Here is a 13,493-nt window from a genome sequence, read left to right as displayed (position 1 = left end):
CACCACCGTCGATCACCTGCGCGAGGAGCACGCCATGACCGCCCCCGGTACCCCCATCGCCGTCGTCACCGGCGCGAGCAGCGGAATCGGCGCCGCCACGGCCAGGCAGCTGGCCGCCGCCGGCTACCGCGTGGTCCTCACCGCCCGCCGCAAGGACCGCATCGAGGCCCTCGCCGCCGAGATCAACGACGCCGGCCACCAGGCCACCGCCTACGCCCTCGACGTCACCGACCGCGCCGCCGTCGACGAGTTCGCCACCGCCTTCCGCGCCCTCGCCGTCCTGGTCAACAACGCGGGCGGCGCCCTCGGCGCCGACCCCGTCGCCACCGGCGACCCCGAGGACTGGCGGCGCATGTACGAGGTCAACGTCCTCGGCACCCTCCACATGACCCAGGCCCTGCTCCCCGCCCTCACCGCGAGCGGCGACGGCACGGTCGTCGTCCTCTCCTCCACCGCCGGCCACGGCACCTACGAGGGCGGCGGCGGCTACGTCGCCGCCAAGAACGGCGCCCGCGTCCTCGCCGAGACCCTCCGCCTGGAGATCGTCGGCACGCCCGTCCGCGTCATCGAGATCGCCCCCGGCATGGTCAAGACCGACGAGTTCGCCACCACCCGCTTCCGCGGCGACACCGACAAGGCCTCCAAGGTCTACGCCGGCGTGGCCGCCCCCCTCACCGCCGACGACGTCGCCGAGACCATCACCTGGGCCTGCACCCGCCCCCCGCACGTCAACATCGACCTCCTCGTCGTGCGCCCCCGCGCCCAGGCCTCCAACACCAAGGTCCACCGGGAGTCGTAGGACGACGGGAGGGGCCGGTGCGCACAGCACCGGCCCCTCCCGTCCCGAAGCCCCGGAACCGCGAGGTCCCCGCGGGGGCGGCTCAGCCCTTCACACAGATGAGCTGCTTCAGCTTCGCCACGACCTCCACCAGGTCCCGCTGCTGGTCGATGACCTTCTCGATCGGCTTGTACGCGCCGGGGATCTCGTCCACGACGCCGGAGTCCTTGCGGCACTCCACGCCCCGCGTCTGCTCCTCCAGGTCCCGCGTCGTGAAGCGCCGCTTCGCCGCGCTCCGGCTCATCTTCCGGCCGGCGCCGTGCGAGGCCGAGTTGAAGGACGCCACGTTCCCGAGACCCTTCACGATGTACGACCCCGTGCCCATCGAGCCCGGGATGATCCCGAACTCCCCGGCGCCGGCCCGGATCGCGCCCTTTCGCGTGACCAGCAGGTCCATGCCCTCGTACCGCTCCTCCGCCACGTAGTTGTGGTGGCAGGAGATCACCGGCTCGAAGGTCACCCGGGCCTTGCGGAACTCCCGGCGGACGACCTCCTGGAAGAGCGCCATCATGATCGCGCGGTTGTACTTGGCGTACTCCTGCGCCCAGAAGAGGTCGTGCCGGTAGGCCGCCATCTGCGGGGTGTCCGCGACGAACACCGCCAGGTCGCGGTCGATGAGCCCCTGGTTGTGCGGCAGCTTCTGCGCCTCGCCGATGTGGTGATCGGCGAGTTCCTTGCCGATGTTCCGGGACCCGGAGTGCAGCATGAGCCATACCGAACCGGATGTATCTACACAGAACTCTATGAAATGATTTCCCGATCCGAGCGTTCCCATCTGCTGACCCGCCCGTTCCCGCCGGAACTTCACCGCGTCCGCGACCCCGTCGAACCGCGACCAGAAGTCGTCCCACCCCGCCGTCGGGAACTGGTACAGCCGCTTCGGGTCCACCGTCTCGCGGTGGAGGCCGCGGCCGACCGGGATGGCCTGTTCGATCTTGGAGCGGAGGCGGGAGAGGTCGCCCGGCAGGTCCTCGGCCGTCAGGGAGGTCTTGACCGCCGACATGCCGCAGCCGATGTCCACGCCGACCGCCGCCGGGCACACCGCACCCCGCATCGCGATCACCGAGCCGACCGTCGCGCCCTTGCCGTAGTGCACGTCCGGCATCACGGCCAGGCCCTTGATCCAGGGGAGCGTCGCCACGTTCCGCAGCTGCTGCATGGCGCCGCCCTCGACCGCGGAGGGGTCGGCCCACATCCGGATCGGCACCTGCGCCCCCGGCACCTCTACGTACGACATACTTCCTCGATTCCCCCGAAAAGCCGGATAACGCAAAAACCGGAGCCAAAGCCCGTACAGGTGACAGGGGACCGGCATCAACGGCAGCGTGTGCGATAGACATTGTGTCCATCGGCCGGGTTCGCGCGGCAAACAGTTTTCGGGAAAGTCTTCGGGAGAAGGGAGCCTGGGACCGTGCAGCGAAAGAGGTACGCCCCCGGCCGCACCGGGCCCACGGCCCGTACCGCCGTCGTCCTCGCACTCGGCCTCGGCATCGGCGCGGGCCTGGCCGGATGCTCCTCCGGCACCCCCGCCGACGACGTCACCGTCGACGCCAAGGCCGGTCTCGCCGCCCCCGTCGCGCCCCCCGGCCGCTACCGCACCCTCTTCGAGCCGTGCGGCACCGTCCCGCAGGCCGTCCTGAAGGAGATGCTCCCGGGCGCCGCCGCCCTGCCCGACCCCGAGCGCGACAGGACGTACCGGGGCACCGCCGCCGTCACGTACGACACCGACCGGCGCGTCGGCTGCTCGTGGCGGGCCGACACCCCGGAGACCTCGCACCGGCTGTCGCTCGACGTCGAGCGGGTGGTCTCGTACGACACCGCCGTCAGCGACGACGCCCGGGCGCAGGAGGTGTACGTCCGCAAGCAGCTCGCGGCGGGCATCCCCCTGCCGCCCACCGCGCCGCCGGAGCCCACCGGCACTCCCGGCGGTACGACCGGTCCCACGGGGACGGCGACCACCCCTCCGGCGCACAGGCCGACGGCGACCGGTGGCGCCACTCCCCCCTCCACCGCCCCCACCCCGACCGGGTCGGCCTCCACGGGGCCGGCCCCGTCCGGCTCCCCCGACTCCACCGGTCTGGAGCCCCGCGTCCTGGAGGGCCTCGGGGAGGTCGCGTACCTCGACGACGTCCTCGGCAACGCCGGTGCGAACAGCCGTCAGCGGTCGGTCAGCGTGGTGTTCCGCACATCCAATGTGATCGTCACGGTGTCCTACCGGGAGGAGATCACCGGTTCCTCCGAGGCCCCGGACAGCACGGAACTGCAGGAAAGGGCCCGGAAGGTGGCCCGGCTGCTCGCCGACCGACTGGACGAGTAGCCGTTCGGTGCCGCTCCGTGAGCGGAGGGCGACCACGTAACGTGTCGCCGTGGCCCGTGGCCGTACCGGTGGTCGCGGCCGCCGGGCCAGGGCCGGGCCGCACGACCGCCGGACCGTACGACAAGCGACTGAAGGAACCATGCAGCGATCAGCTCGGCGACTCACCCGCATACTCGCCTGCGCAGCCGTCCCGGTGATGCTCGTCGCCGCCGGCTGCTCCTCCGACTCCGGTGACTCCGGGAAGCCGAAGGCGCAGGAGAAGACGGGCGCGTCCGCGACCCCCTCGCCCTCGCAGACGACGAAGGCGGTCGAGCCCGCGAAGTTCGCGAAGCTGCCGCAGGTCTGCCGGACGGTCTCGGCGAAGACGACGGCGTCCCTGGTGCCGAAGGCGAAGACCAAGAACGGGACGCCGGGCGTCTCCAGCGATCTGGGCAGCCGCGGCGGCTGCTCGTGGAACGGCCTCGACGACAAGGGCGTGAAGGGTTCGCAGTACCGCTGGCTGGACGTGTCCGTCTACCGGTACGAGTCGGACGCCTCGCTCGGCAGCGGCCAGGAGCGGGCGGAGCAGAACCTCGCGAAGGAGGTCGCCAAGATCGAGGGGACCGCGGGGGCGAAGAAGCTTCGGACCACGGCGGCCACGGGCATCGGTGACGAGGCGAAGGCCATCACGTACCAGGAGAGCAAGACGGGCGAGGACTTCGTCTACACCTCGATCGTGGCGCGTACGGGCAACGTGCTGGTGCTGCTGTCGTACAACGGCGCCGGTTACGCGGGTGCGCCCACTCCGTCGGAGAAGACGATCACGGACGGTGCGGTCAGGGCGGCGAAGGAGGCCGTGGCGTCGGTCGCCGCGGCCAACAAGTAGGCGCGGCCGGGTCGTCGTGAACAAGTAGGCGCAAAGCAGCACGGAACGGTACGTGGGTGCGGAGCCCGTCCCTCCCCCGGGGGCCGGGCTTCGTTCACATGTGCCACTCTGTGCGCGCGAGATGTCGTTCGATGGGAGGGTTCGCGGGTGGCCGCGATGCAGCTGACACGCACACACCGAATACTCATCGGCCTCGTCATCGCCGGTGCGTTGATCATCGCGGGGATCGGTTTCGCGGGTTCGTACGCCGCCGTGCGCGAGCTCGCGGTGCAGAAGGGCTTCGGGACCTTCTCGTACTTCTTCCCGATCGGCATCGACGCGGGCATCTGTGTCCTGCTGGCGCTCGACCTGCTGCTCACGTGGCTGCGGATCCCGTTCCCGCTGCTGCGGCAGACGGCGTGGGTGCTGACGGCGGCGACCATCGCGTTCAACGGCGCGGCCGCGTGGCCGGATCCGCTGGGCGTGGGCATGCACGCGGTGATTCCGGTGCTGTTCGTGGTGTCCGTGGAGGCCGCGCGTCACGCGGTGGGCCGGATCGCGGACATCACGGCCGACAAGCACATGGAGGGCGTGCGGCTGACCCGGTGGCTGCTGTCGCCGGTGCCGACCTTCCGGTTGTGGCGGCGGATGAAGCTGTGGGAGCTGCGTTCGTACGAGCAGGTCATCAAGCTGGAGCAGGAGCGGATGATCTACCAGGCCCGGCTCCAGGCCCGGTTCGGCCGGAACTGGCGGCGGAAGGCTCCCGTGGAGGCCCTGATGCCGCTGCGTCTGGCGCGGTACGGGGTGCCGCTGGCGGACACGGCGGCGGCGGGTCTGGCGGCGGCGGGCATCGAGCCGGCGGTGCTGCCTCCGCAGCCCGGTCAGGTGCTCGATCCGTCCCAGCCGTCTGCGCTGCCCCAGCAGTTCCAGCAGCCTCAGCCGGCCTTGGCGTCGCAGCAGCTTCCGCAGCAGGCGGGGCTTCCGGGGGCGGACGCGTCGGTCGCGCCGATCGCGCAGGTCGCGCCGGTGAATCACGAGAGTCCGTGGTTCGACGCGCAGGAGGTCTCCCCGAAGACGTACACGGGCACGTACAACCTGCAGGGCGTCGAGGGCCAGGAGCAGCAGCCGGCCCCGGGTCCGCGGGTCCAGGGGGACTTCCCCGCCCAGGGCGACTTCCCCGCGCCGGGTGCCGAGGGCTTCGCCGAGTACCAGGAGCAGGCCGGGGAGTACGTCGAGGAGTACGCCGAGGAGTACGCCGAGGAGGCGGACCCGCGGGACGGTCAGCTGCACAAGGTCGTCCAGGACCTGATGTGGGAGTACGCCCGGGAGAACGACCACCTCCTGGAGGAGTCGGAGTTCGCGCGGCTGGTGGCCGAGGAGCACGGCGGTCAGGAGTACTACGACCCCGAGCTGCTCCCGCTGCTGATCGCGGAGACCCAGGAGGAGATCCGGCAGGCGATGGCCACGCGCCACACCACCTGATCCGTACGGTGCATGGGGAAGGGGCCGCCGCCCGGAGGTTTCCGGGCGGCGGCCCCTTCCGTGTGTCCTACGCGTCCGTCACGCGCCGAGGAGCTTCCTGACCCGCTCCGCGCCGACGGCGAGGAGGAGGGTGGGGAGGCGCGGGCCGGTCTCGCGGCTCACGAGGAGCTTGTAGAGCAGGGCGAAGAAGGCGCGCTGGGCGAGCTTGAGCTCGGGCGTCGGCCTGGCCTCGGGGTCGAGTCCGGCCATGACCTTCGGGACGCCGTAGACGAGGGTGGTGAGCCCGTCGAGCGACCAGTGGGTGGCGAGGCCGTCCAGGAGGAGGCGGAGCGACTCGCGGCCCTCGTCGTCCAGGGAGCCGAGGAGCTCGGTGTCGGGCTCGTCGCGGACGATGGTGCGCTGGTCGGCCGGGACCTGGTTGGTGATCCAGTTCTCGGCGCGGTCGAGGCGCGGCCGGACCTCGTCGAGGGAGGTGACGGGGTGGTCGGGGTCGAGTTCGGTGAGGATCCGCAGGGTCTGCTCGTCGTGTCCGGCGGTGATGTCCATGACCGAGGCCAGGGTCCGGTACGGGAGCGGGCGCGGGGTCCGGGGCAGTTCGCCGGCGGCGGTGCGGGCGGCGCGGGAGTGGGCGGCGGCGTCGGCGGGCAGGACGGTGCCGTCGGCGACCTTGGCCTCCAGCTTGTCCCACTCGTCGTAGAGGCGCTGGATCTCCTGGTCGAAGGCGATCTTGAAGGACTGGTTGGGCCTGCGGCGGGCGTAGAGCCAGCGCAGCAGGGGCGCTTCCATGATCTTCAGCGCGTCGGCGGCGGTGGGGACGCCGCCGCGAGAGGAGGACATCTTGGCCATGCCGCTGATGCCGACGAAGGCGTACATGGGGCCGATGGGCTGGACGCCGTCGAAGATCTCGCGGACGATCTGGCCGCCGACGACGAAGGAGGAGCCGGGCGAGGAGTGGTCGACGCCGGAGGGCTCGAAGACGACGCCCTCGTAGGCCCAGCGCATGGGCCAGTCGACCTTCCAGACCAGCTTGCCGCGGTTGAACTCGCTGAGCTTGACGGTCTCGGTGAAGCCACAGGCCGTGCAGGTGTAGGCGAGTTCGGTGGTGTCGTCGTCGTAGGAGGTGACGGTGGTGAGGTCCTTCTCGCACCGCCCGCAGTAGGGCTTGTACGGGAAGTAGCCGGTGGCGCCGCCGGAGCCGTCGTCCTCGGCGGCCGCGCCGGAGCCCTCCTCGGCTTCCAGTTCGGCTTCGTCGAGGGGCTTCTGGGACTGCTTCTTGGGCGTCTTCTTGGTGCGGTACTGGTCGAGGATGGCGTCGATGTCGGCGCGGTGGCGCACGGCGTGCAGGATCTGCTCGCGGTAGGCGCCGGCGGTGTACTGCTCGGTCTGGCTGATCGGGTCGTACTCGACGCCGAGCTCGGCCAGGGACTCGACCATGGCGGCCTTGAAGTGCTCGGCCCAGTTGGGGTGGGGCGAGCCGGCGGGGGCCGGGACTGAGGTCAGGGGCTTGCCGATGTGCTCGGCCCAGGTCTCGTCGATGCCCTCGATGCCGTTCGGCACCTTGCGGTAGCGGTCGTAGTCGTCCCAGGAGACGAGGTGCCGGACGGTGTGCCCGCGGCGGCGGATCTCGTCGGCGACCAGGTGCGGGGTCATGACCTCGCGGAGGTTGCCGAGGTGGATCGGGCCGGAGGGGGAGAGGCCGGAGGCAACGACGACCGGTTTGCCAGGCGCACGTCGCTCCGACTCGGCGATGACCTCGTCCGCGAAACGGGAGACCCAGTCGGTCTCGGTGCTGCTCTGAGCCACGGTCGGTACGTCCTTCTTTCCGTAAATCCCTCGGTGCCTTGTGTCAGGCCTTACGCCTGTCATTGTCCCAGACGGAACGACGGGCCCCGGGGTTGTCCACAGGTCGGGGTCGTCCGCGGTTCCGGCCGGGCCGGGTGGGGTCCGGTCGTCCACAGGCGGAGAAAACACGTTGCTCTCCCATGGGACACTTGACAAGCGAAATAGACCACCGGACACCTCTCAACGGAACGGAAGCTCATGGCCTCGGTCCCTTCCCTCGCTTCGACCGTGCAGCAGCGCCTCGCGGACGGACTCTCGGCAGCCCTGCCGGAGGCCGCGTCCGCCGACCCGCTGCTGCGACGAAGCGACCGGGCCGACTTCCAGGCCAACGGCATCCTGGCGCTCGCCAAGCGGCTGAAGGGCAATCCGCGTGAGCTGGCGACGAAGGTCGTCGAGGCGATTCCGGCGAACGACGTCCTGAAGGAGGTCGAGGTCTCGGGGCCCGGCTTCCTGAACATCACGGTCACCGACGCGGCGATCGTGGAGACCCTCGCGGCCCGTGCGGCCGACGCGCGTCTCGGCGTGCCGTTCGACGAGTCGGCCGGCACGACGGTGATCGACTACGCGCAGCCGAACGTGGCGAAGGAGATGCACGTCGGCCACCTGCGGTCCGCGGTGATCGGCGCGGCGATGGTCGAGATCCTGGAGTTCACCGGCGAGACGGTGGTCCGGCGCCACCACATCGGCGACTGGGGCACCCAGTTCGGCATGCTCATCCAGTACCTGATCGAGCACCCGCACGAGCTGGACCACTCCTCGGAGTCCGAGGTGTCCGGCGAGGAGGCGATGTCGAACCTCAACCGGCTCTACAAGGCGTCGCGTGCCCTCTTCGACTCCGACGAGGAGTTCAAGACGCGGGCCCGCGCGCGCGTGGTGGACCTCCAGGCCGGTGACGAGGAGACGCTCGCGCTCTGGCAGCGGTTCGTGGACGAGTCGAAGATCTACTTCTACTCGGTCTTCGACAAGCTGGACATGGACATCCGGGACACCGACGTGGTCGGCGAGTCCGGTTACAACGACATGCTGGTGGAGACCTGCCGGATCCTGGAGGAGTCGGGCGTCGCGGTCCGTTCCGAGGGCGCCCTGTGCGTGTTCTTCGACGACGTGAAGGGCCCGGACGGCAACCCGGTGCCGCTGATCGTGCAGAAGTCCGACGGCGGTTTCGGGTACGCGGCGACGGACCTGTCGGCGATCCGGGACCGGGTGCGGAACCTGAAGGCGACGTCCCTGCTGTACGTGGTGGACGCGCGGCAGTCGCTGCACTTCAAGATGGTCTTCGAGACGGCCCGCCGGGCGGGCTGGCTGAACGACGAGGTGAAGGCCGTCCAGCTGGCGTTCGGCACGGTCCTGGGCAAGGACGGCAAGCCGTTCAAGACCCGTGAGGGCGAGACGGTCCGGCTGGTGGACCTGCTGGACGAGGCCGTGGACCGGGCGACGGAGGTCGTCCGCGAGAAGGAGGAGGACTACCGGAAGAAGACCGGGCAGTCCCTCCTGACCGAGGCGGAGATCGTCGAGAACGGCCGGTACGTGGGCATCGGCGCGGTGAAGTACGCCGACCTGTCGACGTCGGCCGCGCGTGACTACAAGTTCGACCTGGACCAGATGGTGTCGCTGAACGGCGACACGTCGGTGTACCTCCAGTACGCGTACGCGCGGGTCAGGTCGATCTTCGGCAAGGCGGGCGACCGCAGCCCGGTCGCCCACCCGGAGCTGGAGCTGGCCCCGGCGGAGCGCGCGCTCGGTCTGCACCTGGACCAGTTCGGCGAGGTGATCGCGGAGGCCGCCGCGGAGTACGCCCCGCACAAGCTCGCCGCGTACCTCTACCAGCTGGCCTCGCTGTACACGACGTTCTACGACCAGTGCCCGGTCATCAAGCCGGAGCCGGCGCGGGAGGTCGCGGAGAACCGTCTGTTCCTCTGCGACCTGACGGCCCGCACGCTCCACCAGGGCATGGCGCTCCTGGGCATCCGGACGCCCGAGCGCCTCTGATCCCGCAGCGCCCCGGGGCGGGCCCCGCGTTCATCCGTCGGCCGGGCGCCATTCGCCCGGCTCGACCCACCAGATGTACGCGGGGCGCCCGGCGGTCGCGCTGGTGCGGAACGGGCGGCCCGCGTCGTCGACCCGGATCGTGCCCTTGCGGTCGCCGCTGCTCCAGTCGACCTCCAGGTACCAGCTGACGTCGTGGGCCTTCGTGGTCACGTCGAAGCGGAGCACCTGGGGGTCGTCGGAGGCGACCTTGTAGGGGAAGTCCTCGGCGGGCACGACGACGTCGCCGTTCTTTCCGGCGACCGGCCGGACGCCGGGCTGGGCGCGGTCGAGGTCCACGGCGAAGGTCTGCGGGGTGACGCCGCTGCCGCAGCCCTCGCCCATCGAGAACGCCGACCAGGGCAGCGCGGGCGCGCGTCCCACGACCCGGACGTGGACGTCGTTGATCACCACGGAGTCGGACGTGCGGCCCGTGGCGGTGAGTTCGAGGCGCATCCCGCCGCCGTCCACGGCGCCGAGCGCCCGCGCCCAGCCGCGGTGGTCCTGCGGAGGCGGCGGCGGGGGGACCGCGCCGGGTGCGCGGTCGAGCAGGTAGTACTGGCCGCAGGGCAGTTCCCAGTTGTACGAGCTGACGCCGACGCGCAGCGGGACACCGGTCGCGGGCGTCCCGGGCCGCGAGGCGGTCGGCGACGGATTGCGCGACGGGGCCGGTGAGGAGGCCGAGGGGGACGCGGAGCCCTTGCCGTCCGGGAGCCCGGACGGGGAGCCGGGCGAGGACGGTGTCGGCTTCGGCGTCGCGGTCGGGGACGTGGTGGGGCCGGGGCGTACGGGGGCGGTGCCGCCGGTCGCCGGGCCGGACGGGGCCGGGGTCCGCGCCGCCCGTTCCGGTCGTCCGTCGCCGTCGCCACCGGCCGCGAACACGGCGACCGGCACGGCCGCCGCGACGACCGCGGCGGCGGCGAGCGCGACGAGCACCCGTCGCCGGCGCGGGCTCCCGTTCCGGGGACCGGGCGCGTCGGGAACGCGCGGGATGTCGGGCACGTCGGCCCCGTCAGGAACGGCGCCTCCCTCGGCTACCTCCGCCTCCGCCTCCGGTACGGGCACGAGTACGGATACGGGCACGGGTTCCGGCACCGACTCCGGCACCGACTCCGCGTCAGGCCCCGGCCCCGGCTCCGGCTCGGGCTCGGGCTCGGGCTCCGGCTCCGGCTCGGGCTCCGGCTCCGGCTCCGGCTCCGGCTCCGGCTCCGGCTTCGGCACCGGCTCCGACCCGTTCGACTTCGTGCCCGTCGCCGCCCGCCCCCGCGTCCGCGCGTCGTCCGCGACGATCCACCGCCGGTGCAGCTCGATCAGTTCCTCGCGCTCGGCCCCGCAGAGGCGGGCGAACCGCTCGACCGCCGCGAACTCGGCCGGTACGGCGTCCCCGTTGCAGTAGCGGTGCAGGGTGGACGTGCTGACGTGCAGCCGTCCGGCGAGCACCCCGTAACTGCGTCCCGATCGTTCCTTCAGCCGCCGCAGCAGCGCGCCCAACTCCTGGGCCTCCGGCGTGGTCGCCACCGTGCCCCTCCCCGTACTCGGTGCCCTCGCGTCCCGGAACGGCGTTCCAGGCAGGGGCCGTTCCCGCTGGTCACCGTACCCGTGAGTATTCCGGCGTCCCTCATGGCCCGTTCGGCGTTGCGGCCGGAATCCGCCGCCCCGCAACCTGGGACCACGCCGCACGGCACCGGTCGACGGATCGTGCGGCAGACGCAGACCGACCGAAAAGCAATGACACCCACGGGGGTTCCACCACCATGCGTACGCACCGCATCCGCGTCGCCGCCGCGGCGGCCGTCACCGCCGCCGCCCTCTCCCTCACCGCCTGCCAGGGCTCGGCGGGCGGGACGAGGGACGAGGGCCGGGCCTCGTCCACGACCACGACCGCGCCGACCACCACCGCTCCGACGACGTCGGCACCGACGCCCACCCCGGCGCCCACGTCCACGGCCCCGGACTCCTCCGGCAACACCAGCACCTCCCCGCAGGGCTCTCCCGGCTCCACTCCCGCCCCCGGCGGAAACGGCGGGAACGGCGGCAGCAAGGGCAAGGGCGAAGGCGGCGGCGGAAAGGACACGGCGGACCGGCCGTGCGACGCGTCGGCCGTGCGGGTCGTCTACAGCCCGGTCAGCCGTCCGCTCAACCACGCGCTGCTCACCGTCACCAACACCGGCCGCACGGCGTGCAGCGCCTACTACGCCCCGGTGCTGCGCCTCGACGACGGGCAGGCGGCGGTCGCGGTGGACCAGGGCAGCAAGCCGCAGGCGGTCGTCACGCTGTTCCCGGGCGAGAGCGCGTACGCGGCCATGATCCTGTCGGCGGCCGACGGCAGCGGGAAGCACGGCCGGACGTCGAAGTCCCTGACCGTGTGGTTCGCCCCGCGCGACGGCTCGGGTTCGGCCGGGGGCCCGGCGGTCCTGAAGCTGCCGGCCGGCACGTACACGGACAGCACCACCCGGGTCACGTACTGGCAGAACTCGATGGAGGACGCCCTGGCCTTCTGACCGACCTTCTGACCGACCTTCCGACCGGCCTTCCGACCGGCCTTCCGGTCAGCCTTCCGACCGGCCTTCCGATCGACCCCCCGACCGGCCTTCCGGTCCCGCGAACCGTCTCCGGCGCGCCGCGTCCCGTCCCCCGGGCCGCGGCGTGCCGCCGTGTCGTCACCGGATGCCGTGGGAGGTGCGTCCGGACACCTCGTCGATCTCCGTGTGGGCCTTCTGGAGGAGCTGCGAGGCGAGGTCCATCAGGGCGCGCGCGCCGGCGATCTCCTCGCCGACCCGCAGCTGGTCCGGGTCGGAGGGGTGCCGGTTCGCGGTGCCGTGGGCCCGGAACTCGGTGCCGTCGCCCAGCCGGACCATGGCCGCGGCCCGCGTCCGGTCGCCCTCCTCCCGGAACTCCATCTCCACGTGCCATCCGACCAGCGTGTGCATCATGAGGACCACCTCCGGCGAGGTACCTGTCGGCTACTCCTCCAGGGTGCGCCGGTCGACGGCCCCCCACCAGCCAGGAGGCGGGCCCGGGTCGGTCAGGCGCCGCGGCCGAGCTTCCGCGCGACCTCGGTCGCCCAGTACGTCAGGATCAGCTGCGCGCCGGCCCGGCGGATGCCGGTGAGGGTCTCCAGGATCGCCTTGTCGCGGTCGATCCAGCCCTTCTCGGCGGCGGCCTCGACCATCGCGTACTCGCCGCTGATCTGGTACGCGGCGACGGGCACGTCCACGGCGGCGGCGACCTCGGCGAGGACGTCGAGGTACGGGCCGGCGGGCTTGACCATGACCATGTCCGCGCCCTCCTCCAGGTCGAGCGCCAGCTCGCGCATCGACTCGCGGAGGTTGGCCGGGTCCTGCTGGTAGGTCTTGCGGTCGCCCTTGAGGGAGGAGCCGACGGCCTCGCGGAAGGGGCCGTAGAAGGCGGAGGAGTACTTCGCGGTGTACGCGAGGATCGCGACGTCCTCCTTGCCGATGGTGTCCAGGGCGTCGCGGACCACGCCGACCTGGCCGTCCATCATCCCGGAGGGGCCGACGACGTGGACGCCGGCGTCGGCCTGGACCTGGGCCATCTCGGCGTAGCGCTCCAGCGTGGCGTCGTTGTCGACCCGCCCTTCGGCGTCGAGGACGCCGCAGTGGCCGTGGTCGGTGAACTCGTCGAGGCACAGGTCGGACATGATCACGAGGTCGTCGCCGACCTCGGCCCGCACGTCCCGGATCGCGACCTGGAGGATCCCGTCGGGGTCGGTCCCGGCGGTGCCGGCGGCGTCCTTCTTCGCGTCCTCGGGCACGCCGAAGAGCATGATCCCGGAGACCCCGGCCTCCAGCGCCTCCACGGCGGCCTTCCGCAGGGTGTCGCGCGTGTGCTGCACGACCCCGGGCATCGCCCCAATCGGCACGGGCTCGGTGATCCCCTCGCGCACGAACGCGGGCAGGATCAGGTCGGCGGGATGCAGCCGCGTCTCGGCCACCATCCGCCGCATGGCGGGCGTCGTCCGCAGCCGCCGCGGGCGCGCCCCGGGAAAGGATCCGTACGAGTTCATACGGTCGAGGCTACGCCCGCGCGCCCGGTGCACTTGCCGACAGGGTGTTGCCGCGAAAAGCCCCTCCCGCACAACGCGAAGGGTGCGGGCCCCTGGAAAGGGACCCGCACCCCGGAGA

11 protein-coding genes are annotated in these 13,493 nt (G+C 71.8%); 6 read left to right on the top strand and 5 right to left on the bottom strand.

The genetic code is table 11. From position 1 onward, the window contains the following. Positions 1 to 34 precede the first annotated feature (34 nt). On the top strand, positions 35 to 799 hold the full coding sequence (locus ADL08_RS04355; protein WP_053640692.1) for an SDR family NAD(P)-dependent oxidoreductase: 765 nt from the start codon (positions 35 to 37) through the stop codon (positions 797 to 799). Between the two features lie 82 nt (positions 800 to 881). Here ADL08_RS04355 and ADL08_RS04350 read toward each other — a convergent pair whose 3' ends face one another. Further along, on the bottom strand, positions 882 to 2,075 hold the full coding sequence (locus ADL08_RS04350) for an RtcB family protein (protein WP_053640691.1): 1,194 nt from the start codon (positions 2,073 to 2,075) through the stop codon (positions 882 to 884). A 174-nt stretch (positions 2,076 to 2,249) separates the two neighbouring features. Between ADL08_RS04350 and ADL08_RS04345 the strand changes: the two genes are divergently transcribed. The 3 genes from ADL08_RS04345 (at position 2,250) to ADL08_RS04335 (ending at position 5,481) form a co-directional block, all read left to right on the top strand. After that, entirely contained in the window at positions 2,250 to 3,155 is a 906-nt protein-coding gene (locus tag ADL08_RS04345) for a hypothetical protein (protein WP_053640690.1), read from the top strand. Between the two features lie 139 nt (positions 3,156 to 3,294). After that, positions 3,295 to 4,020: a hypothetical protein gene (locus tag ADL08_RS04340; protein WP_053640689.1), complete on the top strand. Its 726-nt coding sequence runs from the start codon at positions 3,295 to 3,297 to the stop codon at positions 4,018 to 4,020. A gap of 147 nt (positions 4,021 to 4,167) precedes the next feature. Beyond that, a complete protein-coding gene (locus ADL08_RS04335) occupies positions 4,168 to 5,481 on the top strand; it encodes a DUF2637 domain-containing protein (RefSeq protein ID WP_053640688.1) in 1,314 nt (437 codons plus the stop codon). A gap of 78 nt (positions 5,482 to 5,559) precedes the next feature. Here the strand turns inward: ADL08_RS04335 and lysS are convergent, their stop codons facing one another. Then, positions 5,560 to 7,347 (bottom strand): lysine--tRNA ligase, encoded by a 1,788-nt coding sequence (gene lysS, locus ADL08_RS04330; RefSeq protein WP_234351990.1) that lies wholly within the window; start codon positions 7,345 to 7,347, stop codon positions 5,560 to 5,562. A 174-nt stretch (positions 7,348 to 7,521) separates the two neighbouring features. Here lysS and argS point away from each other — a divergent pair, with 174 nt between their 5' ends. Continuing rightward, a complete protein-coding gene (argS, locus tag ADL08_RS04325) occupies positions 7,522 to 9,312 on the top strand; it encodes an arginine--tRNA ligase (protein ID WP_053640686.1) in 1,791 nt (596 codons plus the stop codon). A gap of 30 nt (positions 9,313 to 9,342) precedes the next feature. Here argS and ADL08_RS04320 read toward each other — a convergent pair whose 3' ends face one another. Further along, positions 9,343 to 10,866, bottom strand: coding sequence for a helix-turn-helix domain-containing protein (locus ADL08_RS04320; RefSeq protein WP_053640685.1), 1,524 nt, complete (start codon positions 10,864 to 10,866; stop codon positions 9,343 to 9,345). A gap of 236 nt (positions 10,867 to 11,102) precedes the next feature. Here ADL08_RS04320 and ADL08_RS04315 point away from each other — a divergent pair, with 236 nt between their 5' ends. Then, positions 11,103 to 11,849: a DUF4232 domain-containing protein gene (locus ADL08_RS04315; RefSeq protein ID WP_053640684.1), complete on the top strand. Its 747-nt coding sequence runs from the start codon at positions 11,103 to 11,105 to the stop codon at positions 11,847 to 11,849. 159 nt (positions 11,850 to 12,008) lie between these two features. Here ADL08_RS04315 and ADL08_RS04310 read toward each other — a convergent pair whose 3' ends face one another. After that, positions 12,009 to 12,278, bottom strand: coding sequence for a DUF1876 domain-containing protein (locus ADL08_RS04310; RefSeq protein WP_053640757.1), 270 nt, complete (start codon positions 12,276 to 12,278; stop codon positions 12,009 to 12,011). Between the two features lie 95 nt (positions 12,279 to 12,373). Next, positions 12,374 to 13,375 (bottom strand): porphobilinogen synthase, encoded by a 1,002-nt coding sequence (hemB, locus tag ADL08_RS04305; protein WP_078967972.1) that lies wholly within the window; start codon positions 13,373 to 13,375, stop codon positions 12,374 to 12,376. Between the last annotated feature and the right edge of the window lie 118 nt (positions 13,376 to 13,493).

The sequence above is a fragment of the Streptomyces sp. NRRL F-6492 genome, from assembly GCF_001280125.1.
In the GTDB taxonomy this organism is placed as follows: Bacteria; Actinomycetota; Actinomycetes; order Streptomycetales; family Streptomycetaceae; genus Streptomyces.
This window is presented reverse-complemented; position numbering and strand designations above follow the sequence as displayed.